Annotated in this window: 19 protein-coding genes; 9 read left to right on the top strand and 10 right to left on the bottom strand. The window is 65.0% G+C overall.

Annotated elements, in window-relative coordinates; genetic code table 11:
- The first annotated feature begins 243 nt into the window (after positions 1–243).
- The 3 genes from AWR35_RS01805 to AWR35_RS01795 all read left to right on the top strand — a co-directional run bounded on the left by AWR35_RS01805 (position 244) and on the right by AWR35_RS01795 (position 3,844).
- Positions 244–894, top strand: coding sequence for a hypothetical protein (locus AWR35_RS01805; protein ID WP_058574258.1), 651 nt, complete (start codon positions 244–246; stop codon positions 892–894).
- Between the two features lie 224 nt (positions 895–1,118).
- Positions 1,119–2,831, top strand: coding sequence for a SulP family inorganic anion transporter (locus AWR35_RS01800; protein WP_058574257.1), 1,713 nt, complete (start codon positions 1,119–1,121; stop codon positions 2,829–2,831).
- A gap of 266 nt (positions 2,832–3,097) precedes the next feature.
- The gene (locus AWR35_RS01795; protein ID WP_156413899.1) at positions 3,098–3,844 is read left to right on the top strand and encodes a hypothetical protein; all 747 of its coding nucleotides are present in this window, start codon (positions 3,098–3,100) and stop codon (positions 3,842–3,844) included.
- 81 nt (positions 3,845–3,925) lie between these two features.
- On the opposite strand, the gene AWR35_RS01790 is transcribed toward AWR35_RS01795, so the two are convergent.
- Genes AWR35_RS01790 through coxB form a run of 8 tightly spaced genes read right to left on the bottom strand, consistent with a single transcriptional unit; the run spans position 3,926 to position 11,614 of the window.
- Positions 3,926–4,522: an SCO family protein gene (locus AWR35_RS01790; RefSeq protein ID WP_231723537.1), complete on the bottom strand. Its 597-nt coding sequence runs from the start codon at positions 4,520–4,522 to the stop codon at positions 3,926–3,928.
- 4 nt (positions 4,523–4,526) lie between these two features.
- Entirely contained in the window at positions 4,527–5,390 is an 864-nt protein-coding gene (locus tag AWR35_RS01785; RefSeq protein WP_058574255.1) for a cytochrome c oxidase assembly protein, read from the bottom strand.
- 26 nt (positions 5,391–5,416) lie between these two features.
- Positions 5,417–6,343 (bottom strand): heme o synthase, encoded by a 927-nt coding sequence (gene cyoE, locus AWR35_RS01780; protein WP_058574254.1) that lies wholly within the window; start codon positions 6,341–6,343, stop codon positions 5,417–5,419.
- Positions 6,340–7,392, bottom strand: a complete 1,053-nt coding sequence (locus AWR35_RS01775; RefSeq protein ID WP_058574253.1) for a COX15/CtaA family protein — start codon at positions 7,390–7,392, stop codon at positions 6,340–6,342. The genes cyoE and AWR35_RS01775 overlap by 4 nt, the downstream gene beginning before the upstream one ends.
- Before the next feature lie 4 nt (positions 7,393–7,396).
- Entirely contained in the window at positions 7,397–7,969 is a 573-nt protein-coding gene (locus AWR35_RS01770) for a hypothetical protein (RefSeq protein WP_156413898.1), read from the bottom strand.
- Positions 7,957–8,793, bottom strand: coding sequence for an SURF1 family protein (locus tag AWR35_RS01765; RefSeq protein WP_082663843.1), 837 nt, complete (start codon positions 8,791–8,793; stop codon positions 7,957–7,959). The genes AWR35_RS01770 and AWR35_RS01765 overlap by 13 nt, the downstream gene beginning before the upstream one ends.
- 53 nt (positions 8,794–8,846) lie before the next feature.
- Positions 8,847–10,478: a cytochrome c oxidase subunit I gene (gene ctaD, locus AWR35_RS01760; RefSeq protein WP_058574250.1), complete on the bottom strand. Its 1,632-nt coding sequence runs from the start codon at positions 10,476–10,478 to the stop codon at positions 8,847–8,849.
- Positions 10,475–11,614 (bottom strand): cytochrome c oxidase subunit II, encoded by a 1,140-nt coding sequence (coxB, locus tag AWR35_RS01755; protein WP_231723536.1) that lies wholly within the window; start codon positions 11,612–11,614, stop codon positions 10,475–10,477. Before coxB ends, ctaD begins: the two co-directional genes overlap by 4 nt.
- Positions 11,615–12,187: 573 nt before the next feature.
- On the opposite strand from coxB, the gene AWR35_RS01750 reads away from it, so the two are divergent.
- The 6 genes from AWR35_RS01750 to AWR35_RS01725 all read left to right on the top strand — a co-directional run bounded on the left by AWR35_RS01750 (position 12,188) and on the right by AWR35_RS01725 (position 18,334).
- Positions 12,188–12,505, top strand: a complete 318-nt coding sequence (locus AWR35_RS01750; RefSeq protein WP_058574249.1) for a cupin domain-containing protein — start codon at positions 12,188–12,190, stop codon at positions 12,503–12,505.
- Between the two features lie 185 nt (positions 12,506–12,690).
- Positions 12,691–13,005: a hypothetical protein gene (locus tag AWR35_RS01745; protein ID WP_058574248.1), complete on the top strand. Its 315-nt coding sequence runs from the start codon at positions 12,691–12,693 to the stop codon at positions 13,003–13,005.
- The gene (locus AWR35_RS01740) at positions 13,005–14,201 is read left to right on the top strand and encodes a PqqD family peptide modification chaperone (RefSeq protein WP_058574247.1); all 1,197 of its coding nucleotides are present in this window, start codon (positions 13,005–13,007) and stop codon (positions 14,199–14,201) included. Before AWR35_RS01745 ends, AWR35_RS01740 begins: the two co-directional genes overlap by 1 nt.
- A gap of 308 nt (positions 14,202–14,509) precedes the next feature.
- Positions 14,510–15,436, top strand: coding sequence for a DUF808 domain-containing protein (locus AWR35_RS01735; protein WP_058574246.1), 927 nt, complete (start codon positions 14,510–14,512; stop codon positions 15,434–15,436).
- A 262-nt stretch (positions 15,437–15,698) separates the two neighbouring features.
- Positions 15,699–15,923 (top strand): hypothetical protein, encoded by a 225-nt coding sequence (locus AWR35_RS01730; protein WP_156413897.1) that lies wholly within the window; start codon positions 15,699–15,701, stop codon positions 15,921–15,923.
- Between the two features lie 398 nt (positions 15,924–16,321).
- Positions 16,322–18,334, top strand: a complete 2,013-nt coding sequence (locus AWR35_RS01725) for an alkaline phosphatase family protein (RefSeq protein ID WP_231723535.1) — start codon at positions 16,322–16,324, stop codon at positions 18,332–18,334.
- A gap of 26 nt (positions 18,335–18,360) precedes the next feature.
- On the opposite strand, the gene AWR35_RS01720 is transcribed toward AWR35_RS01725, so the two are convergent.
- A complete protein-coding gene (locus tag AWR35_RS01720) occupies positions 18,361–19,716 on the bottom strand; it encodes a hypothetical protein (protein ID WP_231723534.1) in 1,356 nt (451 codons plus the stop codon).
- 47 nt (positions 19,717–19,763) lie between these two features.
- Entirely contained in the window at positions 19,764–24,857 is a 5,094-nt protein-coding gene (locus AWR35_RS01715; RefSeq protein ID WP_058574243.1) for a diguanylate cyclase, read from the bottom strand.
- Between the last annotated feature and the right edge of the window lie 46 nt (positions 24,858–24,903).

The following is a 24,903-nucleotide window of genomic DNA, read 5'->3' as shown; positions in this document are numbered from 1 at the left end:
GACGGCATTCCTCGAGGTCGCGGTGCGGGAGGCCGCTTCCAGGCTGGCCTGGGTGGGCATCCCGCGACACCGGCGACGCGATTGGCAACAGGGATCGGTTCACTCGAACTATAGACACCTGCTGCGAGACGAGACAGGCAGCGGGAACGCCTTTCGACCGACGCTGACCTACGATGGAGGCGAACCCATTGTTTCCCCGACGCTCGCGTTGCCTGACGAGCAGGGCCGCGTCGCCGAGCTGCCATGGCTGAATTTTTCCAGCGCGTATCGCGGATGCTCTTGCACATTATCGTGGCCGGCGGGGCGGTCTCGTTGTTGGGGGCCTGCGCTACCACCATCGTGCCGCCGGCGTCGGTGGATCGCCCGCAGGCTGTGTTCGTGCTGGACCATGGCCGCCATTCCAGCCTGGTGCTCCCGCATCCCGAGGGGTTCGTCCGCTACGCCTTCGGTGACTGGGGCTGGTACGCCGAGGTGGACACGGGAAGGGTGGAAGCGAGCCGGGCCGTGCTCTGGCCGACCCGGGCGGGCCTGGGGCGCAGCCTCACCCACGAGCCGGCCACGCGAGAGGGGGTGCGCGGCGGGCTCCGTGTCGGTATCCAGGACATTCACGAAGTGCCGGTGGCGACCGACCGCGTCGCCACATTGCGCTCCTCGCTCGATGCCCGACACCGGGCGCACGTCGCCAGCGCGAAGCACAACGCCGTCTACGGTCTGACCTTCGTCGAGCACCCCGAGCCGTATGCCTTCTGGAACAATTCCAACCACAAGGTCGCGCAGTGGCTGCGGCAGTTGGGGTGTGCCATCGAGGGAAGCGCTTTCTGGGCCTTGTGGCGCGTGAGGCGGGTCGAGGACCTGCAAGCGGGGGACGTCAGCGAGCAGGCCATCCTTCGCTAGCGACCGTCTCCCTGCTTGCCGGCTCGAGCGCCATGCCCGACGACCGATTCCCATGGTTCGACAAGGCCCGCCTCGGAGCGCGTTTCCGCTAACTGCAACGGCCGTAAGGCCCTTCTAACATAGGGCGGAGTCTATGGCGCCCAGCGATAAATCCAATCTATGGACGCGTTTGGGCTTGCTATGGTGTCGGCCGATATTTCTGACGGTTCGAGAAGGGCGGACGAATGCAGGTTTTCAACCAGATCGGTTTCGGTAACGTAAAAGGGGACGTCTTCGGCGGCGTCACGGCCGCGATCGTGGCCCTGCCGATGGCCCTGGCCTTTGGTGTGGCGTCGGGTGCCGGCGCCGAAGCGGGTCTCTACGGTGCAGTGCTCGTGGGGCTGTTCGCTGCCCTGTTCGGTGGCACGCCGACCCTGATTTCCGAGCCCACCGGGCCGATGACCGTCGTGTTCACCGCGGTCGTCGTTGCCCTGATGGTCCCCGACCCCGCCACGGGGGTGATACCCGAGAACGCCATGGCGATGGCCTTCACCACGGTCATGCTCGCCGGCATATTCCAGGTGGTGTTCGGGGTGCTCAAGCTGGGGCGCTACGTCACGCTGATGCCCTACACGGTGATCTCGGGGTTCATGTCCGGCATCGGCCTGATCCTGATCATCATCCAGCTGCCCGGGCTGTTGGGGCACGCATCACCCGGTGGCGGGGTGCTCGGCTCGCTGGAGGCGCTGCCGGGCCTGTTCGCCGAGGTGAACGCGGGCGAGCTGATCCTCGGCGTGGTCGCCCTGGCCATTCTGTTCCTGATGCCGAAGGCGTGGCGGCGCTTCATGCCGCCCCAGCTGCTGGCTCTGGTGGTGGGCACGCTACTGGCAGTGTGGTTCATCGGCAGCGGTGACTACCGCGCGATCGGCGAGATCCCCTCGGGCCTGCCCTCGCTGGTGATGCCGAGTTTCTCCGCCGAGGACTGGATGACCATGGTGATCAACGCGCTGGTGCTCGCCATGCTGGGCTCCATCGACGCGCTGCTGACCTCGGTGATCTCCGATAGCCTGACGCGCAAGGAACACAACTCCGACAAGGAACTGGTCGGCCAGGGCCTGGGCAACCTTGCCTCGGGCATGTTCGGCGGCCTGCCGGGCGCTGGTGCGACCATGGGCACGGTGGTCAATATCCAGACCGGGGCACGTTCTGCCCTGTCCGGTCTGGTGCGCGCCGGGGTGCTCGGGGTGGTGGTCTTCGGTGCCAGCGGGTTGGTGGAGAACATCCCCAAGGCCATCCTCGCCGGTATCGCCATCAAGGTGGGCATCGACATCATCGACTGGGGCTTCCTGCGCCGCGCCCACCGCCTGTCGATCCGCGGTGCGCTGATCATGTACGGCGTGATCGCCATGACCGTGTTCGTCGACCTGATCACCGCCGTGGGTATCGGCCTGTTCGTCGCCAACATCCTGACCATTCGTCGCCTGTCCGACCTGCAGTCGGAGCACGTCCGTGTGCTGGGCAAGGCGGAGGAAGGCTACGAAAGTGACTACGAGGGCCTGGATGCCGACGAGAAACGTCTGCTCAGCGACGCCGGCAGCCGCGTCGCGTTGCTCGACCTCAGCGGTCCGCTGATCTTCGGTGCTGCCCAGACCCTCACCAGGCAGCAGAACCGTCTTGATCACGCCGACACCCTGGTGATCGACCTCTCGGGCGTCCCCCACCTGGGCGTGAGCGCCGCCCTTATCCTGGAGCGCATCATGCACGATGCCGCCCAGCGCGGTGCGCGGGTGATCATCTCGGGTATCCAGGAACAGCCGCGCGGCCGCCTCGAACAATTGGGCGTGGCCAAGGAAGTGCATGCCGAGGACTGGGTGGCCACCCGCGCCGAGGCGGTACGCCGTGCTTGTGGCGACCATGCTACCTCGCCGGGCGATATCGGGCAGCCGGCGGAGGGGTGATTGTTCGTCGACACCGTTGCGGACCCGCAGAAAACACAGCGTTGTCGCACGTTTCCCGTCCGGGCAACCCGAACGGTGCAGGTGGCTGTTCGTACCCTCGATAATTGGGTGAGAGCGCTGCCGACAAGGGTCTAGACTCCCGATGAGTGTTCTTGCGCCGGTATGGAGCGGGCTTCCAGTCTCCAGCCGGTAGTCGTCGCCAGGGAACGGGCACGAGTGGTCAGCGTTCCTGGCGAAAAATGGGGACGTCAAGGGAGGAGACGGACATGAGTCTCAAGAACAGGATTGTCATGGTGGCACTGGGCGTGGTGTTGGCGAGCATGGCGGGCCGTTCGGCGCTGGCCGAACTGCAACCGAAGAACGACTCGACGTTCGGAGCTGATGCGATCGTCTACGACACGGTTAGCGGGTTGTCATGGTTGAAACTGCCCTTGTCGGGGACGAAGTCCTACAACGACATGATCGGCGCGGATGGAAGCAACGAATTCGCGCCTGGCGGGGCGTTTGCCGGGTTCCGCTACGCGACCCTAGAGGAGGTCAAGCAGTTGTGGATCAATGCGGGAATCCCCGAGTCGGCCTTCTTTTACGGTTTTGACGAGCAGGGTCACAACATCGGCACCTACCAGACCAACGACAGTGCCGTCGTGACCGCCGTCCGCAATCTCCAGACGATGATCGGCTATACGCTCACGCAAGCCCGTCCCCCGCATATGAATGCCGGCGGCTGGCGGACCCAAGGGCTGACTCAAGCGCCCGAGGGCATCGGCTTTCCCAAGCTCGGTTCCTGCACTGTCGGGACGGGCTTCTGCGGCGGATCGTCCGCGCCCCTCATCCGGGCCCACGTGGACGTTCAGACGTCGGCCTCGTTGAAGGACATCCGCGGTTACCATCACTGGCTGGTACGCGATGCCGCGCCTCAACCGAAACTCCGTCGGCCCGACATACCCGTGCGCAAGCCAGACATCCGCATCCAGAAGCCGCAATTCTCCATCGACCCGCGCCACGAGCCCTGACTCAACGGCGAACCGGGTCAATCGGTGGCCGCCTGCTTTTCGCTTTATTAAAGCTTGTATCTCGCCGGGGCCGACGCCAACTCAGCCGCTCGATTCCTCGAGCAGATGCCGGAGGTCTTCGGTGATATTGGCGACCTTGGTTTCCTCGTCGACCAGCAGGCGGGTCTTGCCATGCGGGCCGAAGACGAATACCGCACCACTGTGATTGACGATGTAGAACCCGTCTTCCTGCGGCTCCTCGTAGCTGAAGGCGACGCGGTAACGCTTGGCGACTTCTTTCAATTGCTTCTGCGTACCGGTCAGGCCGACGAGATTGGGGTTGAAGCCGGCGACGTACTCGTCGAGCACCTTCTTGTCGCGCGCCGGGTCCACGGCCACGAACAGGATTTCGACCCGGTCGGCCTGCTCGCCCAGCTCCCGGGTCGCCGCGGCCAGTTTGCGCAGCGCGACCGGGCAGACGTGCGGGCAGCTGGTGTAGCCGAAGAACATCATGGTGACCTTGCCGCGGTACTCCTCCTCGGTGACCTGCTGGCCGGTGTGGTCGGTCAGTTCGAACTCGAGATCCGGCATGACGCCGGTGATGTCGTGGCCGTGCCAGCCGCCCGGTGGCTCCTCGCTGCAGCCGAGCAGCACCAGCGGGAGCAGGCAAATGGTCAGAAGGTTCTTGAGTCGCGACACGCTTTTACCTCGCGCAGCCAAGGGTGGGGGAGACGGGGTTTTCGCCCTGCCGGCTCTGGCGGTTCCAGCGATAAATCAGCACCAGTCCGCCGACAAAGCTCATCATGGCCGCGGGTACCCAGGTGAGCAGCCCGCCGATCGCCTGGTCCACCAGCGGGGTGATCGGCAGGATGCGCCCGCAGGCGGCGTAGATGCCGAACAGGTCGTGGTCGCTCAGGGCGATGAATGCGCCCAGGGCGATCTGCGGGAACATCACCAGGAACAGCACCAGCAGGCGATAGCCGTAGTGGCGCATGTCGCTGCTGCCGGGCACGCGCAGGTTGAAGATCATCCACCAGAACAACAGCCCGTCGATCGCCATGCCCCAGTTCATCGTGTTGTAGAGGGGCACGTTGAGCATGGCGTAGAAGTGCACCGACGGGATCAGCCAGAAGTAGATCAGGCCGACGAAGATGGCGCCGGCCACCATCGGTTCCTGGATGGCGGCATACAGCCACTGCAGGACCTGGTTGCGTCGCAGCGGTGCCACGACAAGGCGGCGGATGCCCTCCGGCAGGCCGGCCCCGAGGATCGCGGCCGGCGCCGAGACGGCGATCAGGAACGGGGCGACGTGATGCAGCACCAGATGCTGCAGGCGGTGCATGAAGAAGCTGTGCTGGGCGTAGTACTCGAACTGGGTCTGGAGCATGACGTACATGCCCAGCAGCCCGATCCAGAACATCAGTGCCTGGCCGAAACCGCCACCGGCCCGACGCCAGCCGCGCTGGTAGAGCAGGGCGGCACCGAGGCAGGCCAGCAGTACCGTGGGCGAGAACTCGTACGGCTGGAGGAAGGCGACGGCTTCCTCGAGTACGGTGGGCAGCGTCATGGTCGGTGCCCCTTCAGCCCGTCAGCCTAGCCAATCACCGCCGGCACGGAACCGAGCGGCAGGTAGTGATCCGCAAGCATCAGGGCGAACAGGGCGGTCAGGTAGGTGATCGAGAAGCCGAACAGCTTCATCGCCTGCTGATCGCTGTCGACGTGCAGCAGCCGCCAGGCGCGCAGGATGAAGCTGCCGCTCAGGAGCGTCGCGCCGACCAGGTAAACCGGGCCGCTCATGCCTACTGCCACCGGCAACAGGCTGACCGGCAGCAGGGCGATCGCGTAGTACAGGGTCTGACGCTTGGTGTGCGCCACCCCGTTGGTGACCGGCATCATCGGCACCTTGGCGGCGGCGTACTCCGCGCGTCGGGCGATGGCCAGCGGCCAGAAGTGCGGCGGCGTCCAGACGAAGATGATCAGGAACAGGGCGATGGCCTCCCAGCCGACGGCGCCGGTGACGGCCGTCCAGCCCAGCAGGGCGGGTGCCGCGCCCGAGGCGCCGCCGAGCACGATGTTCTGCGGCCCGATCCACTTGAGGTAACGGGTGTAGACCACGGCGTAGCCGATCAGGGTGAGCAGGGTCAGTACCGCGGTGAGCGGGTTGACCGCGAACCACAGCAGCCCCAGCGATGCCGTCGCCAGCAGGGCGGCGAATATTGTGGCTGCGGTTCTCGAGACATCACCGGTGGGCAGCGGCCGCGCCTTGGTTCGGCCCATCGCCGCGTCGATCTCCCGGTCGGCGACGTGGTTGAACGCCGCCGCCGAAAAGCCGGCAAGGGTGATGCCGATGGTGCCGGCCAGGAGCAGCGTCCAAGGCAGATCCCCCGGCGGCGCGGCCAGCAGCATGGCGACCAGTGCCGTGAACACCACCAGCGAGACGACCTTGGGCTTGCACAGCTTTACGTAGCTGCGCCACGGGAAGGCGCCGATAGCAGCAACCGTCTGGGCTCGAACATTCATGTGCACACTCCCTTCGGTGCCTGACCCATCGCGGGGGTCAGCGGATGATTGAGGTGATGATTGAGCGCGAGGACCGCGAGCAGCAGCAGTGCCGCGACCGCGTTGTGGGCGTCGGCCATCGCCAGCGGCAGGCCGAACAGGACGTTGCCGATACCAAGCGAGATCTGCACGCCCAGCAGGGTGCCGATGGCCAGCGCCAACCGTGGCGCGATGCGGCTGACCTTGATCGTCAGCGCCAACAGGGCGACGAATACCACCAGCGCGCCCAGCCGATGCAGCCACTGGGTGGCGATCAGGCCCGGGCCGTGGAGGTCATTTACTTCGTGCAGCCCGAAGACGGAGCTGTAGTCGGCATCCGGCCACCATTGCCCGTTGCAGGTGGGAAAGCCGCTGCAGGCCAGACCGGCGTAGTTGGTGGAGGTCCAGCCGCCGAGGAATATCTGGGCGATCAGCAAGACGAGGCCGACCAGGGCGAACCAGCGCATGCCCGGTGTCACCGATGATTTCGGGAGTTGGAGCGCCCCGGCCGTGCGCAGGCATCGGTGGCGATTGTCGAGCCATATCCACCAGAGCATGGACAGCACGGTCATGCCGCCGAGCAGGTGGGCCGTCACCACCAGGGGCTTGAGCAGCATGGTCACGGTCCACATGCCGAGCAGGGCCTGGAACACGACCAGGGCGGCGAGGGTGGACAACAGGGCGCGATGGCGCTTGTACCACCAGCCGATCCCGACCAGCATCAGGATCAGCAGGCCCAGCGTGCCGGCGGCATAACGATGCACCATCTCGTTGAGGGCCTTGCCGGCCTCCAGCGGCTGGTCGGGGTACATGGCGTTGACCTGACTTTCGTTGGCCTGGGCCGCGCCCACCGTCAGGTGGCCGTAGCAGCCGGGCCAGTCGGGACAGCCCAGACCGGCGTCGGTCAGGCGGACCCAGGCGCCGAGCACGACCACCACCAGGGCCAATGCCGTGGCGAGATAGGTCAGCCGGCGATAGACGCGGCCATCGCCGTGGGTTGCCTTGCGCTGTCGGGCGGACTGGTGATCCATCACATCAACCCTCCCCGGCCAGGCGCAGCAGGCGGTCCAGATCGTCCAGCAATCCCTGCGGATCGAACCCGGCGTCGTAGCGCAATGCCAGGAATCCCTGCCGATCGACGATGTAGACGGCGCCTTTTGCCTTGGGCCATTGCTGGCTTTCGAGCACCTGCAGTCCGTCGTCGAATGCAGCGGGGCGAGCGGACCCGGCAGGCTCGAGCAGCACGCGTTGCACGGCACGCATTCCCTCGTCCTGGGCAAGGCGTACCCGGCGGAGGGTGTCCATCAGCGAACGGCAGTCGGCGTCGCAGCCCACGGTGTTTTCGCCGCCCGGCACGTGATAGAGCAACGTCCATTTCCCCTGGAACCGGCTCACATCAACGCGCTCGCCATCGAGCGTTCTCAACCCCGACACGGGTACCCGCTCGACAGGGGTGAGCAATTCCCCGTGTTCGAGCCCGCCCCGTTTCTCGAATGGTTGAAGGCTGTACATGGTCCATGAGGCTGCCAGCGGCAGAATGAATACCGCCGCCAGGGCCAGCGGGATCATCCATTGCCGCCGGTTTCCATTCGTCATTACTGCTTCCATTCCTCGTTTCTCCTTTGACGGCCCCGGTGCAGGCCGTGCCACAGGTAAACAATCACCAGTACCACTGCGAATCCGAACCACTGCGCCGCGTAGCCGTGGTGCCGCGACGGACCGAAGTCATGCATGACCTTGACCTTGTGTGCCGCCACGTCCGACCCGTCGGGGTAGAGCACGACCGGGCGTAGTCGATAGCCCAGTTCCTGCTCCAGCGTGGCGGGCACTGCGGTCTGCACCACCTTGGGCCAGCCCGGGGCGAAGGTCTCGCGATCGGACAGCGCGAACGGTGGCGGCTCGGGCGTCATGGCCAGGCCGGTGACTTCCACGGTGCCCGACGGCGCCTCGACGGTCGGCAGCTGCTCGCGGCTCGCCCCCTGGGCCACCCAGCCCAGGTTGACCAGCACGGCAGCCCCGTCGGCAAGGCGCAACGGGGCCAGCACCTCGTAGCCCGCGCGCCGGTCCCGGACCCGGTTGTCGAGCAGGAACAGGTGCTCGTCGTACCGGCCGCTGGCCCGCGCATGCAACGGCACGTCGGTCGGACCGAGCGAGTCGACGGGCACCGGCGAGGCATGCCGGGCTGCCGATTCGGCCTCGAGCAGGTGATCCTTTTCCGCGGCACGCTCCATCTGCCAGAAGCTCAGGCCAAGAAAGACCGGCAGCAGAATCAGCGTCCCGAGGGTCTGCACCAGGGCAGGACGGAAACGACGCCCCCCGCGGCTGGTCTGCGTCGTCGACGCGGTCCCACCGGGAAGGTCAGCCGTTCGGTTGTCCCTGGCCATTGCCATGTTCGCCTCTTGCCAAGCGGCGCTGCCGCGGATGTCACTCATTGGCGTCGAGAGTCCGTTCACTGCGCCTGTTGCCGAGTGGTTCCGGGTTCGCGTCAGTGGTAGCCGTGCGGGCCTTCTTCATGCACCGTCTGGCGAGACGGCGGCGTCGTGAAGGTGTGGTACGGCGGCGGCGAGGGCAGCGTCCACTCCAGGCCCTTTGCCCCGTCCCAGGGGCGGTTGCCGACCTTCTTGCCGCCACGGATGGTCTGGATCACCAGCCAGATGAACAGCAGTTGGGACAGGCCGAAGACGAACGAGCCCACCGTCGAGATCATGTTGAAGTCCATGAACTGCAGCGGGTAGTCGGGAATCCGGCGAGGCATGCCCGCCAGACCGGCGAAGTGCATCGGGAAGAACGTGACGTTCACCGAGATCACCGACAGCCAGAAATGCCACTTGGCGAGCGCGCTGTTGTACATGTGGCCGGTCCACTTGGGCAGCCAGTAGTAGATCCCGGCGATGATCGCGAACAGCGAGCCGGTCACCACGACGTAGTGCAGGTGCGCCACGACGAAGTAGGTGTCGTGGTACTGGTAGTCAGCCGGCACGTCGGCCAGCATCAGCCCGGAGAAGCCGCCGATCGTGAACAGGAAGATGAAGGCGAGTGCCCAGAGCATGGGCGCCTCGAACGTCATCGACCCGCGCCACATGGTGGCGACCCAGTTGAAGATCTTTATCCCCGTCGGGATCGCGATCAGCATCGTGGTGTACATGAACAGCACCTGTGCCTCGACCGGCAGGCCCACCGTGAACATGTGGTGCGCCCAGACGATCGCCGACAGGAAGGTGATCGCGATCACGGCCCAGATCATCGAGGTGCGACCGAACAGCGGCTTGCGGCTGAAGGCCGGCACGATCTCCGAGACGATGCCGAAGGCCGGCAGGATCATGATGTACACCTCGGGGTGACCGAAGAACCAGAAGATGTGCTGGAACAACACGGGGTCCCCGCCGGCCGCGGCCTCGAAGAAGTTGGTCCCCAGGTGCCGGTCGGTCAGCAGCATGGTGACCGCGATCGCCAGCACCGGCATCGCCAGCAGCAGGAGGAAGCCGGTGATCAGCCAGGTCCAGGTGAACAGCGGCATGTCCCAGAGGCGCATGTCCTTGGTGCGCATCTTGAGGATCGTGAGGATGATGTTCAGTGCGCCCAGGATCGAGGAGATGCCCATGATGTGGATCGCCATGATCACCCAGTCGATCGATGGCGGGGCGTAGGTGGACGAGAGCGGCGCATACAGGGTCCAGCCCCCGCCGGGCGCGCCCTGCGGCATGAAGAAGCCGATCCACAGCATGATCGCCGCCGGCGGTAGCATCCAGAACGCCCAGTTGTTGACCCGCGGCCAGTACATGTCGTCCGCGCCGACCTGTAGCGGCACCATCCAGTTGGCCAGGCCGGTGAGCCCCGGCATGATCGCCAGGAAGATCATGGTGAGGCCGTGCATGGTGGTCAGCGAGTTGAAGAACTGAGGCTGTGTCAGTTGCAGGCCCGGCTGGAACAGCTCGGCCCGGATCACCAGTGCCATGACACCGCCGACCAGCAGCGCGACCAGGGCCAGCACCATGTACATGGTGCCGACGTCCTTGTGGTTGACGGTCAGCAGCCAGCGCAGCAGGCCTTTACGCGGCCCGTGATGACTGTGTTCGTGTTCGATGTGATCGACTACAGAATCCGCTGTTTGACTCATCGTGCCGCCTCCACTGCTTGCGGGGTGACCAGGTCACCGGTGTCATTGCTCCAGGCATTGCGCTCATAGGTGATCACGGCCGCGAGCTCCCGATTGCTCAGCTTGTCGCCGTAGGCCTGCATGACCGGGTTCTTCTCACTACCGTGGATCACGATTTTCATGTGGCCTTCCACCGGACCGGTGGTGATCTTGCCGCCTTCCAGGGCGGGGAAGGTGCCCTCGATGCCCTTGCCGTTCGTCTGGTGGCAGGAGGCGCAGGCCGATTCGTAGACATTCTTGCCCTGCTTCATGGCCACCTCGAAGTTGTAGGGAGCCGAAGCCTGCTCCGCTGCCTTTGCCGCGGCCTGCTGTTTCTGGGCTACCCACTCTTCGTAGGCCTCGGGCGTTACCGCTTCCACGACGACGGGCATGTAGGCATGCCCCGACCCGCAGAGCTCGGCGCATTGACCGCGGTAGGTCCCCGGTTCGTCGATACGGATGTCGGCGTTGTTGAACTGGCCGGGAACGGCGTCCCGCTTGAAGCCCAGCTCCTTGACCCACCAGGAGTGGATCACGTCGTCACTGGTAATGCGCAGGCGAACGTCCTTGCCTGTCGGCACGACGAGGGGATTGTCGACGTCCAGCAGGTAGTTGGGGTTGTCCGCCGGGTTGTCCTCGGCGTTGAGCTGGCTGGCATCGCGGCTGGCCGAGGCCAGGTTGCTCACGAAGGAAATGTTTTCTTCGGGATAGACGTATTCCCATTTCCACTGGGAACCGTGGACATCGACCACGACGTCGGGCTCGGGTGCTGCCGCGTTGGTCTTCAGTAGGACTGCTGTGGCGGGAACGGCCACCCCGACGAGAATCAGGACCGGGATAACGGTCCAGATGATCTCGACAGCGGTGTTTTCCGAGAACTTGGCTGCCTTGGCGCCGCGGGACTTGCGATGCCGGATCAGCGACCAGGTCATGATGCCGAAGACGACGACGCCGATGGCGACGCATATCCAGAGCAGCAGCATGTGCATGTCGAAGGCGTCGCGGCTGATCTCGGTGACCCCTCGGGTCATGTTGAAGGCGCTCGCTCCTTCCTGCGCGGCGGCTCCCACCGCCGTAAACAGGGTGGTCAGCGCCAGTAGCAGTCTTTTCCACATCATTGTGGCCCTCCTTGGCTTGTAAAGCTCTCGGAATGCGGGTGGACGGAATCGGAAGCCGTTGTCTGGTTAATTAGAAAAAGGTTATCTACTTAATATTCAGTGATGTTCGGATGATTTGTTTCGTTTCTTCTTAGCATATTTGCCGGTGTCCGGTACAACCCCCGATTGTTTTTCCAGAAACGCCGGGGTGACGTGTCGGGAAAAATCGTGCCGTGCGTGCGTCGCATCTCAAGTGACTGATCAGCAGGGTTTGTTTGCGCCGGTTCCGCCGTAACGACCGCCATTAGGCCATTCTGGTTGTGTCCAGTTTGGCGATTATGGTTGGTCCTAAAATGGTTTTTTGGGCCATTTATCACTATTTTTTATTCCACAAAACCGCGCGATTTTAGTGGTTATTGTGGGCGCACTCTCGGGTGGCTTCAGAGGGGTGAAATGACCCTTCGGTTTTTGTGGCATTTCAGGCAGTGCCCCGGTTTTTCCGGCAGGAAGTGGGAGTGAGTGCGCTATCTAATCCCGGTGACCGCGTGAGGCAGGATGGTCATCCTTGGCCGGAAAAGAGCACAGGAGAAGAGCATGAACGCCAATCTGTTCGAGAATCTGCCCGCGCCAGCCGCAGAGGAATGGTTCGAGGCCCTGGTCGAGGCGGACCACGTGACGGTCGAGCGGATCGTTTCACGGGGGCATGCTTCGCCCGCATCCGGCTGGTACGACCAGCCACGGCACGAGTGGGTGGTGGTGCTCAAAGGCTGCGCCGTGGTGGCCTTCGACGGGGGTGACGAGGTGAGGCTGGGCCCGGGGGATCACCTGACGATTGCGGCCCATCGTCGCCACCGGGTGGCCTGGACCGACCCGGACGAGGACACCGTGTGGCTGGCGGTGCATTACGACTGACTCGGGGTTCGGCTGCTCACACATCGGGGGAACCGGGAGGCCGGTGCCGATGAATTGCCCGTCGCCGCCTGGTTGTCGAAGGCAGCAACCCTCCCGGCACTTTCCGGGGCTTCCCCTGTCCGAGGAGTGAATCGGCCCTGAACGCGTGGGCCCGGATCACCTCGAACCGGAAGGGGGGAGTGCTTATGAGCAATCATGACTCCAAACAGATCGACCGCCGGCAGATCGACCGTCGGCGGCGCCTGCTCGTGACACTGGGCGCGGGCATTGCCGGGGCCTATGTCGCACCGACGGTGGTCAACGTCGCCCAGGCGCATCCGCACCACGGCGGCAGTCATCCCAGCTATTCCCGTCCGAGCTATAGCCGGCCCAGTGGCAGGCACCACGAGCATCACTACCGTGAGCGTCGCTACTATCGGGATGATCACCGGCGGCATTACCACGATCACCACGACGACGGCATGCACTTCAATATCCTTCTGCATCCCAGCCGCTGGTGATGGTGGCCGGCGCACAGGATCTGATGCTGCCGGGCATCGGTTCGGCGCTTCGCGTGACCGGGTGCCGGGTGTTTCCGAAGGTGCTCGAGGCCGCGTTGCCGGGGTGGCCGCTTCGTGCGGTGAGTGCCGGCGGCCCGGCGCCACCCATCCGGGTCGATGGCGAGGTCGGCGCGTATCGGCTGGTTTCGGACGCGTTCCCCGAGGGCGTGGCGCTGGAATCACCGGTCGAAGTCGCCGGTAACGTGATTGTCGACCTGATCGAGCAGTTCCTGGACCAGCACCCGGAGTGGGTCGGGCTTCACTGTGCCACTGTCGAGGTGAACGGTCGGCTGGTGCTCTTCCCGGAATGTCACCGCTCGGGCAAGAGCACGCTGACCGCGGCCCTGGCCGGTGCCGGTCAGCGGATATTCGGCGATGACGTGTTGGTGCTGGATCGCGAAGGGCAGGGGATGGCGCTCGGAATAGCGCCCCGATTGCGCCTGCCGCTGCCAGCGTCCGTTGACGTGGCCCTGCACACCTATACCGCGGCGCATGCCGGGCCGGAGGATCAGCGCTATCGTTTCCTGGCGCTTCCGGCCGGGCAGCTGGCGCGTCATGACGAAAGCCTGCCGCTGGGTGCAGTGGTCCTGCTGGAGCGCGACGAACGCCTGGAAACGCCGGAGCTGATTCCGTTGGCCCCGAGCGAGGGGCTGACCCGCCTGCTGCGACAGCATTTCGCCCACGACCTGTCCAGCGAGGCGCTGATGACCCGCTTTCTGCCATTGATGCAGTCGTTGCCCTGCCGCCTGCTTCGCTACTCGGAGCCACTCCAGGCGGCCCGCTGCCTGGGCGATCTGCTTCCCGGTGTCATCGACGGCCCGGGCGAGTGCGCCGACGAGACACTTGCGGAGCCGGCGGCCGAGACCCGTCACGCCCCAGTGGCCATCGACGAGCCCTGGCGAGCCACTACCCATGTGCGCGAGTACACCCTCGAGGACGAACGCTTCCTGATCCTTCAGCCCAGCGGAGCCATCCATCGGCTCAACGCGACCGGCCAGCTGATCTGGGGGCTGCTGCGCTCGGAACCGATGACGGCACGCGAGATAGTCGAGTTGCTTGCCGGGCACTTCAACGATGTGCCGGCCGAGCGCATCGACGCGGACGTTCGCGCGCTTCTGGGAGGGCTGCACGCAGCCGGCCTGGTCGTGCCGGACTGATTCCGGCCGTTGCCCACGCGCGCGCGGCGCCATGCCGTCGTCGGCCCATCGGCACGGCTGCAGTTCCGTCATCGTTTCCCTCGAAGTCCTGACGCAGTCCCATGCTCCGTTTTCCGCGGTGATCGCCGCGGCCTCGCCCTGCTGAACGGCTTGTCCCACGGCAACGGTTTCAGTGGCGGCGCGGTCGGGGTCACGGAATGTGGTGCGTGGCCGCGGTAGGCGATCCGAGCCGACCCGTGAGGGGGTGTTGATGCGGTATGCCAGACTGGATGGTCATTCACTGATCCGCCAACGGAAGGATTCACCCCATGGCCTCAGCCGGTCTGCTCGCCCTGCTCGACGACATTGCCACGCTGCTCGACGATGTCAGCGTCTATTCCAAGGTTGCCGCGAAGAACACCGCCGGGGTGCTGGGTGACGACCTGGCGCTCAACGCCCAGCAGGTCACGGGCGTGGGAGCGAAGCGCGAACTGCCGGTGGTCTGGGCCGTCGCGAAGGGCTCGTTTCTCAACAAGCTGATCATCGTCCCGGCCGCGCTCCTGATCAGCGCCTTCCTCCCGTGGCTGATCACGCCGTTGCTGATGCTTGGCGGGCTGTTCCTGTGCTTCGAGGGTGCGGAGAAGATCGCGCACAAATGGCTGCACAGTGCCGAGGAGGACGAGGCGCACGAGAAGGAACTGCGAGAGGCTGCCGGTCAAGGCGGCAAGGCGATGAAGCAGGCGGAGCGTGACCAGATTCGGGGTGCGATCCGTACCGACTTCATCCTCTCGGCGGAGATCATCGTGATCGCGTTGGGTGCGGCGAGTGACGCGGGCATCTGGACGCAGACGGTGGTGGTGTCGCTGGTCGCCCTGGTGGCCACGGTCGGTGTCTACGGGCTGGTGGCCGGGATCGTGCGGTTCGATGATTGGGGGCTCGCCCTGCTGAAGGGCGCCGGCGCGGATGCCTGGGGGCGATTCAGGCAGGCGCTGGGGCGCGGCATTCTCGCCGCCGCGCCGAGATTCATGCGCGGGTTGTCGATCGTCGGCATGGTGGCGATGTTTCTGGTCGGCGGCGGCATCCTCGTCCATGGCCTGCCGTTCCTGCATCATCTGGTCGAGGCGGTCACGCACGGGCTGGGTGCGGTGAGTCAGTGGCTGGTGCCCATGCTGATCAACGGGGCGGTCGGGCTGGTCGCCGGGGCGATCGTACTGGCGGGAGTGACCGGGTTCCAACGCGCCCGCAAGGCGCTCTGAGCTGGGTAATCGTGGGCGTTTTTCGAACATGTCGAAATGACGACGCAGCCGTTCGGCCCCGATTCCCGCGAGCACATGGATCGGCAAGTCCCGGTTTTTGCTTGCGCCGGCTTGCTTCGAATTTTTTCCATGACAGCGCAATGACATCTGACCTAAGGTGGACCGGTGGAATGCCCCGGCGGATTCGGCGGGGATCGCCACTCACCTGAGCCGACCGCCGTCTCGCGGCACGGCTCGTAATCACGACAAAGGTGTGATGCTCATGGCAGAGAAGATGGACGCGGAACGCGGTTTCTACCGCAACGGCAACATCCTGGTTGAACAGGCCGCCGACGGCATGTACCTCGTGCAGCGCCCCTCGAGGCGTCCCCGCAAGGGCTCGACCAACGGGCGTATGGCAGTGCCGGGTGATATGGAAACGCTCTACGAGACCACGGTGTTCGACGATGCGGTCGACCGTGCCCGCGACCTGGCCAAGGCAAGCTGACGGCCTTGTGGGCCGCTTGGAGCGGCCCCGTGACGAGAAAGCCCGGATCCAGCGGATCCGGGCTTTTTTGTGTCCGGTCGATCGGTCGGGAAGTTTCCCCGACGAGGCGGTGGTGCTTGTGCTCCATATGTCGGTCCGCCGAGAATGCCCCATGGGCGCCGATCCGCCGATCGGTTGGCTCAACAAAAGGGACGACGCGGGGGTCGGTGTCCTCGAATCAACACAGGGAGAGAGTTTTCATGTCCGTGGCACCCTTGGCGTCGAGCCGCAACGATTTTCTGATCTGCCGGCAGCGGCAGGATGATTCGTATCGGTTGTACCGGGTGGACCCGCAGGCAGCGGAGGTCTTTGTCCCGATGGAAACAGGGGGGCAGGGGAGCTTCGATCATTCGTATGGCATGGCTCAGACGGGTGGCTACCTGCTGCAGTGGAGCCCGTTGTGCGATAACGATGGGACGCCGGGGTACCGGTTCGCGTTACGGGCGTTCGATCCGCATGCCGCCGACCCACTCAATGGCACCTTGGTACAGAGCGGTTTCTGGAAGAAGACGAAATTCTGGGGACATCGTGACTACTACAGCGACGATCCGGACGAGGACAGGCATCTCGACCTGCTGCCCGTGTCGAGCTTCGTCTTCAGCCTGATCCCGGCCAGGGGCCGCGGCACCTTCGAGCTGTGGAACTTCGATCCGAAGCCGGACGACCCGGGAAATGCCGATCCGATGCCGGAACCCTACACCCGGCAGGGTGGCTTCCCGCTGATCAGGCGGGGTTATGCACTGATTCCGCTGGGCAATTACGTTCTCGAACGCCTTCCCGACGGCAGTCGCTTCCGGCTATGGAGTTTCGACCCCCAGCAGGAGGTGCCGCTTTCGCTGCCTACGGTGCAGTCGGGGCGGTGGGACGAGATCGATGCCAGCCACGAACTGGTCGCGCTCGGCGACCATGTGCTCGACTGGCGTCCCGAGGACGGGCGCTTTCGTCTGTGGGGCTTCGATCCCCAGCGTCCCGAGGTGCTCATCGGGCCGGTCCGCGAAGGCTCGCTGCCCGAGGGTATCGGCCCGGATGCGCGCCTGATCGGGTTCCAGTCGCGGCGGCCTGTCGATTCCCTTCGTGCCGGGACACCCGGCACCCTCGACTTCATGCGCTCGAAGATCCGGCATGTCGTCTATTACATGCTCGAGAGTCGCTCGTTCGACAACGTCTGCGGCTGGTTGTACCAGAAGGGCGAACCGAACCATGTCATCGGGCCAGCCGGGGATTTCGAGGGGGCAAGCACGGATGACTACAACTGGCATGAGGGTCGCAAGGTCCACGTCAGCCAGTTCAAGGACGGTCAGCTGAGTGACAAGTGGGACCTCAAGGCGCTCGACCAGGACCCGTTTCACGACACCACCGACGTTCTGCAGCAGATGTTCGCCAACCCGGCGGACTACTGGGAACGTGCCACCCCGGACATGGGGGGCTTCGTTCTCAATAACGCCAACGACCAGGTCATGGAAACGTTCAGCCCGGCACAATTGCCGGTGCTCAATGGCCTCGCCGGCGAGTTCGCCGTCTCGGATCGATGGTTTTCCTCCATTCCCGGTGGCACCGACGTCAATCGCGGCTTCTCGGTCACCGGTTCGGCATTTGACCGGCTGGGTACCTGGGAGGGCGGGAACGCCTACGAATACTGGCCCAAGTCGCGCCACCGTCAGTCGATCTGGAAGGTGCTGTGGAGCCAGGGCATCACGGACTGGAAGATCTACGATGCGGTGCTCTGGAAAAAGCACGTCTTTACCTACCAGCTGTATCTGCAGGGGCAGATTCCGACGGTCGATGCCGATCCGTCGCGATTCATCGCCGGCCTCGACCAGTTCAAGCAGGATGCGAAGGACGGCAAGCTGCCGTCGTTCAGCTACCTCGAGCCGATCTGGTACGCCCCGTCGGACACCACCTCATATCACCCGGGGACGGATCCGATTCCCGGCGAGCGCGCCCTGAACGAGATCTACGAGGCGATCAGTAACGGGCCCGGTTGGGAGCACACCCTGTTGGTGGTCACCTTCGACAAGAATGGCGGGGTGTATGACCACGTCGCTCCTCCCTACGCGCGCAAACCCTGGCCGAATGATTGCCATGATGGTTTCGCCTACGACCTGATGGGGCCACGCGTGCCAGCGATCATGGTCTCGCCCTGGATTCGCGAGGGGACGGTCGTTCGGGCGGATGGCGAGGTGCCGTTCGATTCGACCTCCTTTGCTGCCACCCTCCTGGACTGGTTCGGCGTGCCTCGCCCGCAATGGGGGCTGGGTGACCGCATGGCGGTCGCTCCAACCTTCGAGACGGTGTTTCAGGCCGCTCAGCCGCGAACGACCACGCCGCGCTTCACGCCGCCTTACGACAAATCGTTTCCGCAAGGCAGCTGACTGACGTCGGGCGCTTGCTCGCCAACTTACCGATACGAGTTGCAGGTCCGGCCCCAGCCCGCCGGCCTTTCCGACGGTACGGCTACGGGCCCCGAAACCTTGTCGGCGTCGTACTGGCAGTCGTGGCTGGCGCAGGCATTGGCCCCGTGTGCCGCGCAGTACTTCCAGGCCTCGGTGTAGGAGCTGCAGGTGGCAGCCGGGTTGTTGTTGTCGAGTTTCGCCTGCACGCACAGCGCCTGCTGCGCCTGAGCGTTCGGGGCGCTCATCCAGCGCTTTTCGCATTGCTGCCGGACGGTTTCCGGTGACTGTCCCGGCGTCTCGCTCATGGTGATCAGCCAGCAGGCGGCGACGAAGTCCTTCTTCTCGTCGCCGATCAGGTTGTGGCTGTTGCCGCAGCGAGAGGCCGGATCGCCGGGGCAGCAGTTGTATGAAGTGACGTCGGGATGGTTGGTGGCAATCCAGGGCGTGGCCGGGGCGCTCTTTGCCAGGTGTGTGGTGCCGGCATCGAGCACGTCCACCGACTTGCGCCCCACCATGTTGGCCCAGGCATCGCGGGCATCGGAGCCGAACACCGCGATCGGGCGGGAGGTCCCGTCGCTCTCCGTCAGGAGCTGCAGCATCGGCGCGAGATAGTCGCCACCGGCGGCCGTATCGGTGTTGAAATGCGTGATCGGGTCGGGGAGATACTGGGACTCGCCGCTGCCCGGTGCGGCGATCGGGCGGGCGTCGACGATGGTTTCGAATGCCGTGGGCGTAGCCGCGCCTGCCGCGCCCATGAGGCGCCCCCAACGACACATGGTGTAGTTGTTCAGGTAATCACGGCCGGTCAGCGCGGGAATGGGTGGGTAGTCGAGAAAGAGAACAGTCTGCTGGGTCGCGAGCGGAAGGCCGAGCGGCAGGAACATCGCCCAAGGCTGGTCGGCGCGAGGCTTCGGATCCCAGCAGCCTTTCGTGGCCTTGCAGGCCGAGACTCCCGCCCGTGCCTGACCGGCATGGTCCGAGTCGAAAAAGGCCGGATGGATGTCGGCGTAGCGGCGAGTGATCTCGTTGTCGGGGTGGATCGTCACCTCGACGTTTCGTGTCTCGTTTTCCTCGATGAATCGGACGTCGACCCGCGGAGCCTCCACCCCGTCCCGGCGCAGCGATTGCTCGGTGTAGTGCTCGATTGTTTCGGCCAGGTTCGTGTAGCTGTCGGCATAGGCCGAAGGCAGCCAGGAAGCGTCCGGGTAGAGGTTGCGCAGGGTCGATTCGGAGCCGAGCGTGTAGACCACGCCTTCGGTGGTTGTCGCGTGTGCCTGGGGCGAACCGAGGACAGCCGTCATTACCAGGATGCAAAGGGCCGCCGGCGAGCGGAGCCCAATGATGTGCGGCGGGGTCGTCATGTGAATCTCCTGGCGGGTGTCTCGGGTGGCGGGTAGGGAAAACCGAATCAGGACGGGGCGTGCAGATCGTCACGCAATGCCGGGCCGGCTGCCACCCGGTTCCGTCCGTTGCGTTTGGCCTGATAGAGGGCGACATCGGCCGTGTCGATCAGCCGGTTCTCGCCATCTTCTTCCGTGGGAATGCAGGTGGTGACGCCCACACTGATGGTGACCATGGTCTCCGTGGGGGAGTGCGCGTGCGGCAACTTCCTTTCCTCGACGGCCCGACGGAGATGTTCGGCAACGGTCGCGGCACCTCGGGCATCGGTCCGGGGAAGGACCAGCATGAACTCCTCGCCGCCGTAGCGGATCGCCAGATCGGCGGGGCGCTTGAGGGTGGACTGGACCGTTTCGGCAATGACCTTGAGACACCGATCGCCCATCGGATGGCCGTAGTTGTCGTTATAGAGCTTGAAGTGGTCGACATCGAACAGGATGACGGAAAGCGGACTCCGCTCTCTTCGCAGCGCGTTCCAGGTTTCCCGCAGGTATTCGCTGCCGCGTCGGCGGTTTGCCAGGCCCGTGAGTTCGTCATGTTCGGCGAGGTTCTGCAGCTTGCTGTTGAGCTGTTCGAGCCGCTCGGTCCGTTCGGCAACCCGGGCCTCCAGCGTGTGCGAGTACTCCTGGATCTGTTCGTAGAGCCGCGCGTTCTCCAGGGCAACCGCCGCCTGGGCGGCCAGCAGGCGGACCACCTCGGCACGGTCCCGGGTGAATGCGCCGGTCGTGAGGTTGTTCTCCATGTAGAGTGCGCCGAACTGGCGCTCGCGACGTATCGGCACGCACAGCACCGACAGGGGACGCCGGGCCCGGATGCACGGATCTTCCGTATAGGGACCTGCGGCCCCGGCATCATCCAGTACCACGGTCTCGCCGCTGGCCAGCACGTGGCTGAGAAGGGTGAGCGGCAGGGGCACGGTGCGTCCGGTGGCATCGACCGTGCAAGCGTGGTGAGGGAGGTCGTCGGTCGGCTCGGGAAGGTCTCCGCCCACGGTCTCCACGTATGGCTGGCCGTCTTCGTGTCGAACCAGGCAGGCCCACTGCCCAGCGGCGTTCTCCAGCAGGATGTCCATGGTGGTCCGGAGCAGGCTTTCCGTGTGTATTTCGCCGGAAATCGCTCGTGAAGCCTTCATGATCGAGGCGAGATCAAGGTCAAAGTGGTCCAGGCCGCCACGGCTGACAGTTGTGGTGATTTCCCGCAGTACGGGATAGGTCGTCTCCAGTTGTGCGGTCTTTCGCTTCGCACCCCAGCGTGCATAGAGGCGGTGCGCGGCGCGGAGGTAGCCCTCGGCGGCCCGGTCACGGCCCCGGCGGGTCAGATACGCGCCAGCCCGCTCGCAGGCCATCGCCTCGTCGCGGCGAAAGCCGTTTTCTCCGGCAGTGGCGATGGCCTTGTCGAAGCCCTCCATCACCGCATCCGGCTGTCGGTCGGCGACGACGGACAGCTCGGCTTCCATCAGGTATTGCAGGTGACGGAAGTTCTCCGGGCAGTTGTCCGCCCATCGGCGAATCCGCTCATGATCACGGTGCACCCGTTGATGAACGGCGTCGTTCGGCCGCAAGGCCCTCTCGGGGAAGACGCTGATGTTGGCCAGGAAGTCGATCAGGTAGAAGCGCACCAGTTGGGGTAGCGACATTGCCGAACGAATCAGCCGGGACTGATCCTCCAGGTGCTCGAGCGCGCGTTCGGCCTGCCCGTGGAGGAAGCATATCTCGGCCTTGTAGATGTGGTAGTTGGCCACTCCGGTCATGAACTGGCGGTCGTGCATGCCGGCCAGGCAGGCACTCTCGTCGAACCGCTCGTCGCTCAGCGCGCAGGTGTCGACGGTGTCGCCCTGCAGGGCGTACTGCATCTGCAGGAACAGTGTCGCGGAGTCGAGCGAGTCGCGGTAATCGCATTCGCGAACGATCTCGAGGTTCTCCTCGTGTCGGCGCGTGGCCTCCGGCAGGTCGAGGGTCGGGTCCCAGATCACGCAGTCCTGAGCGCTATAGGCCAGGTAGAGCAGATCCCCCGACTGGTAGCCGGCCTCGATGCCACGCTGGAACCAGGGGGTTAGCGTTGACCAGTGCTCGTTCCAGTGATGGACGAACATCGCGTAGACGTAGATCACCCGCGCGCGCAGGGCGATGTCGTCGAACCGTTCGTTGATGGCCAGACCGATCCGGCCGTATTCGTGACCGACGGCGGGTTCGTCAAGTTGCCCGCAGAGCAGCATGCCGTAGGCGGCGTAGGCAAACGCCGATTCGGGACAGTTGCCGTGACGCAACGAGAGGTTCACCGCCCGGAGGACCAGGAACGGGAACAGGTTGCCGCTGCCCGAGAGGAACGCTGCCGGAAAGATTTCCATCAGCAGGCGCATGGCGAGCAGCACGGAGCGATCCGCCACCGCAGGTGCCTCGACCAGTTCGACCGGGTCACGCCCGGCGCGATTGGTGATGATCCGGTCGCGCTCGTCGGCAACCATGGCATCGCTTGGGTCGCCGTCTACCGGCATGCCGAGCAGCGACAGTCCCTCGACGGCTGTTTGGATGGAGTCGTCCATGCGTCCGAGCGTCGCGTATTGCCGCGTACGGGTGGACAGGAACTCGACCCGCTCGAGATCGTTTCTCGCTGCTCGCAGTAGTGTGTCCGTCCATTTCTCGGCGTCGTCCTGGCGGCCGGTGAGGTAGGCGCATTGCTGGATTTCACGGCCCAGGTCGATGGCCAGGTCGGTATGTGTGGACCAGGCCTGTGCCGGCAACAGCTGCCAGCCCGTCTCGAGCAGTTCCAGCGCTGTTTCGTAAGCCGCCACCCGGTGGGCGCGCCGCCCGGCGCGAAGATTCAATCGCGCCAGGGAAAGTTGCTCGTCCGGAACGGTGATCAGTGCCTGCCCGGCGTTCAGGTGGCGGACGATCTCCATCAGGCGGTCACCGTCGGGATTCTCACCGGCGTGATGCCGCATCAACCGACCGATCGAGAGGTGTACCCCTTCCATATGGCGGGTATCGGAAAGGGCGTAGGCCGCCTGCTGGACGCGGTCGTGCACGAACCGATAGGCGGGATTCCAGTCGGAGTTTGCCGGGGTGCCTTCCGTCGAGCCGCCGGTGCGGCCCACGAGCCGGTACTCCGAGTGCAGCGGAACGACCATGTGCTGTCGCAACGCGGGCATCAGGGCATTGGCCACCTCGTCGGGCGTGCGTTCGGAGATGATTGCCAGCGTCTGGAGATCAAACGTACTGCCGATGCATGCGGCCAGCTGGAGTGCATGTCGGGTCTCCCCGGGCAGCTTTCCCAGCGTCGTGACCATGAAAGCGACGATGTCGTCGCTGAAGCCGGACCAGATGGCGGCATCGAGATCCCAGTGCCAGCTCTCTCCGTTCGGGGCGGGATGAATGATCCCTTCTTCGTGAAGCGTCTGCAGCAACTCGTTGGTGAAGAACGGGTTGCCCTGGGCCTTGCTGTAGATCAGGTCGCTTAGCGGACGAACCCGGTCGTCGTCGGCGCTCAGGGTGTCGGCCACCAGGCGATGGACGGGCTCGCGAGTCAGGGGGCGGACCGGCAGGTCACGCACGGACCGGGAGGCGCGTATCCGGTCCAGCATCAGTCGCAACGGATGGCCGGGGCCGACCTCGTTACTGCGATACGCACCGATCAGGAGGATGTGGTTGAGGTCGCGCGAGAGGGCGAGTTGCGCAATCAGATCCCGGGTGGGACCGTCGCTCCACTGCAGGTCGTCGAGGAATAGCACCAGGGGGTGGTCTGCCGAGGCGAACTCGCGAATGAAGTTGACCAGCACGATCTGCCGGCGATTACGTGCCTCTGCTGGCGGCAGATCGGCCACAGCCGGTTGCGGCCCGATGATCAGCTCGAGTTCCGGAACCAGCTCGGTAACCAGGCTCGCGTTCGGGGCCAGGGCGTGGTTGAGGCGCTCGCGCCATTCGCCCAGTCGGGTTTCCGACTCGGCCAGCAGCTGCCGCACGAGGCTGCGAAGCGTATCGACAAGGGCCCCGTAGCTGGCGGTGTGGAACTGATCGAACTTTCCCTGGGCGAAAAAACCGCGCTGGCGCACGAGGGGGCGATCGATTTCGTTTACCAGTGCGGACTTGCCGACGCCGGAAAAGCCGTGCACCAGGCAAAGCTCGTTTCCGCCGTCGGCGGCGGACTCGAAGAGTTCTCCCAGCACATCGAGCTCTCGTTCGCGTCCGTACAGCGCCTGAGGGAAGGTGAATCGGAGAGTCTGGTCGTCCGCGCCGGCCACGAAATTCTGCAGCGTGTCGCCGGCGTCGATCGCCTCGATGCAGTGTTGCAGGTCTTGGCCGAGCCCATGGCCGCTCTGGTAGCGCTCGTCCGGGTTCTTGGCCAGCAGCTTGAGGACGATGGCCGACACGGCGGCGGGGATGTCCGGAGCGAGCGATTCCGGGGGCAGTGGTTTGCGGCTGATGTGCTGGTGAACCCATTCCAGGGCGCTGTCGGCCTGGAACGGCAGCTTGCCAGTGAGCAGTTCGAACAGCGTCACGCCCAGCGAGTAGTAATCGCTCCGGTAGTCGAGTTCGCGGTTCATCCGCCCGGTCTGCTCGGGAGAGAGGTAGGGAAGCTGGGCCTCCAGCCCACGTTCCAGCCCTGCCTGTCGTTCGCGCTCGAGTTCGGAGGCGATGCCGAAGCCGGCGAGGCGCAACGAGTCGTCGACGGGGTCCAGGCGCACGTTCTCCGGGGTGACCGACTTGTGAACGATGCGCCTGGCATGGAGCGTGTCGAGGATCTCGGCAAGCCGTTTTCCGATCGAGAGCGCCTCGGTGAGGGGGAGCCCGCGTCCGTCGCGGCCGGCCAGCCGGTCGGCGGCGGTGTGGACGACCGGTTCGGTGATCAGGGCGACATTGCCGCTTCCCTGCGCGAGGACCGCATGAACCTTCAGTACGCCGGCAACATCGGCCAGTCGGCGTGACAGGTGGCCGTCGCGCCGTATGTCGGCAACCTGTCGGCGAGAGGGGAACGGGGTCGCGAGTGTCTCGACGACGACGGGGTGACCCCACTCCGATTGGCGGGCCTGATAGACGATCCGCTCGCGGCCCCGCCGAAGGACGGGGCCGATCTCGTAGCCTGGCAGGTCCGGTTCGTTGCCGTGCATGTCGGATGCCTATGGGGCTGCCGGCTGAGCGAACGCGCGGTCGCGC

The sequence above is a fragment of the Guyparkeria sp. WRN-7 genome (assembly GCF_001641825.1).
Lineage (GTDB): Bacteria > Pseudomonadota > Gammaproteobacteria > Halothiobacillales > Halothiobacillaceae > Guyparkeria.
Note: the sequence above shows the minus strand (reverse complement) of the source record. Positions and strands in the feature narration are given on the sequence as shown.

What these genes read in the sequence shown, in the direction of transcription:
- AWR35_RS01805 (WP_058574258.1), top strand. Translation starts at nt 244, where the DNA reads ATGGCTGAATTTTTCCAGCGCGTATCGCGGATGCTCTTGCACATTATC.
- AWR35_RS01800 (WP_058574257.1), top strand. Translation starts at nt 1,119, where the DNA reads ATGCAGGTTTTCAACCAGATCGGTTTCGGTAACGTAAAAGGGGACGTC.
- AWR35_RS01795 (WP_156413899.1), top strand. Translation starts at nt 3,098, where the DNA reads ATGAGTCTCAAGAACAGGATTGTCATGGTGGCACTGGGCGTGGTGTTG.
- AWR35_RS01785 (WP_058574255.1), bottom strand. Translation starts at nt 5,390, where the DNA reads ATGACGCTGCCCACCGTACTCGAGGAAGCCGTCGCCTTCCTCCAGCCG.
- cyoE (WP_058574254.1), bottom strand. Translation starts at nt 6,343, where the DNA reads ATGAATGTTCGAGCCCAGACGGTTGCTGCTATCGGCGCCTTCCCGTGG.
- AWR35_RS01775 (WP_058574253.1), bottom strand. Translation starts at nt 7,392, where the DNA reads ATGGATCACCAGTCCGCCCGACAGCGCAAGGCAACCCACGGCGATGGC.
- AWR35_RS01770 (WP_156413898.1), bottom strand. Translation starts at nt 7,969, where the DNA reads ATGGAAGCAGTAATGACGAATGGAAACCGGCGGCAATGGATGATCCCG.
- AWR35_RS01765 (WP_082663843.1), bottom strand. Translation starts at nt 8,793, where the DNA reads ATGAGTGACATCCGCGGCAGCGCCGCTTGGCAAGAGGCGAACATGGCA.
- ctaD (WP_058574250.1), bottom strand. Translation starts at nt 10,478, where the DNA reads ATGAGTCAAACAGCGGATTCTGTAGTCGATCACATCGAACACGAACAC.
- coxB (WP_231723536.1), bottom strand. Translation starts at nt 11,614, where the DNA reads ATGATGTGGAAAAGACTGCTACTGGCGCTGACCACCCTGTTTACGGCG.
- AWR35_RS01750 (WP_058574249.1), top strand. Translation starts at nt 12,188, where the DNA reads ATGAACGCCAATCTGTTCGAGAATCTGCCCGCGCCAGCCGCAGAGGAA.
- AWR35_RS01745 (WP_058574248.1), top strand. Translation starts at nt 12,691, where the DNA reads ATGAGCAATCATGACTCCAAACAGATCGACCGCCGGCAGATCGACCGT.
- AWR35_RS01740 (WP_058574247.1), top strand. Translation starts at nt 13,005, where the DNA reads ATGGTGGCCGGCGCACAGGATCTGATGCTGCCGGGCATCGGTTCGGCG.
- AWR35_RS01735 (WP_058574246.1), top strand. Translation starts at nt 14,510, where the DNA reads ATGGCCTCAGCCGGTCTGCTCGCCCTGCTCGACGACATTGCCACGCTG.
- AWR35_RS01730 (WP_156413897.1), top strand. Translation starts at nt 15,699, where the DNA reads ATGGCAGAGAAGATGGACGCGGAACGCGGTTTCTACCGCAACGGCAAC.
- AWR35_RS01725 (WP_231723535.1), top strand. Translation starts at nt 16,322, where the DNA reads ATGGCTCAGACGGGTGGCTACCTGCTGCAGTGGAGCCCGTTGTGCGAT.
- AWR35_RS01720 (WP_231723534.1), bottom strand. Translation starts at nt 19,716, where the DNA reads ATGACGACCCCGCCGCACATCATTGGGCTCCGCTCGCCGGCGGCCCTT.
- AWR35_RS01715 (WP_058574243.1), bottom strand. Translation starts at nt 24,857, where the DNA reads ATGCACGGCAACGAACCGGACCTGCCAGGCTACGAGATCGGCCCCGTC.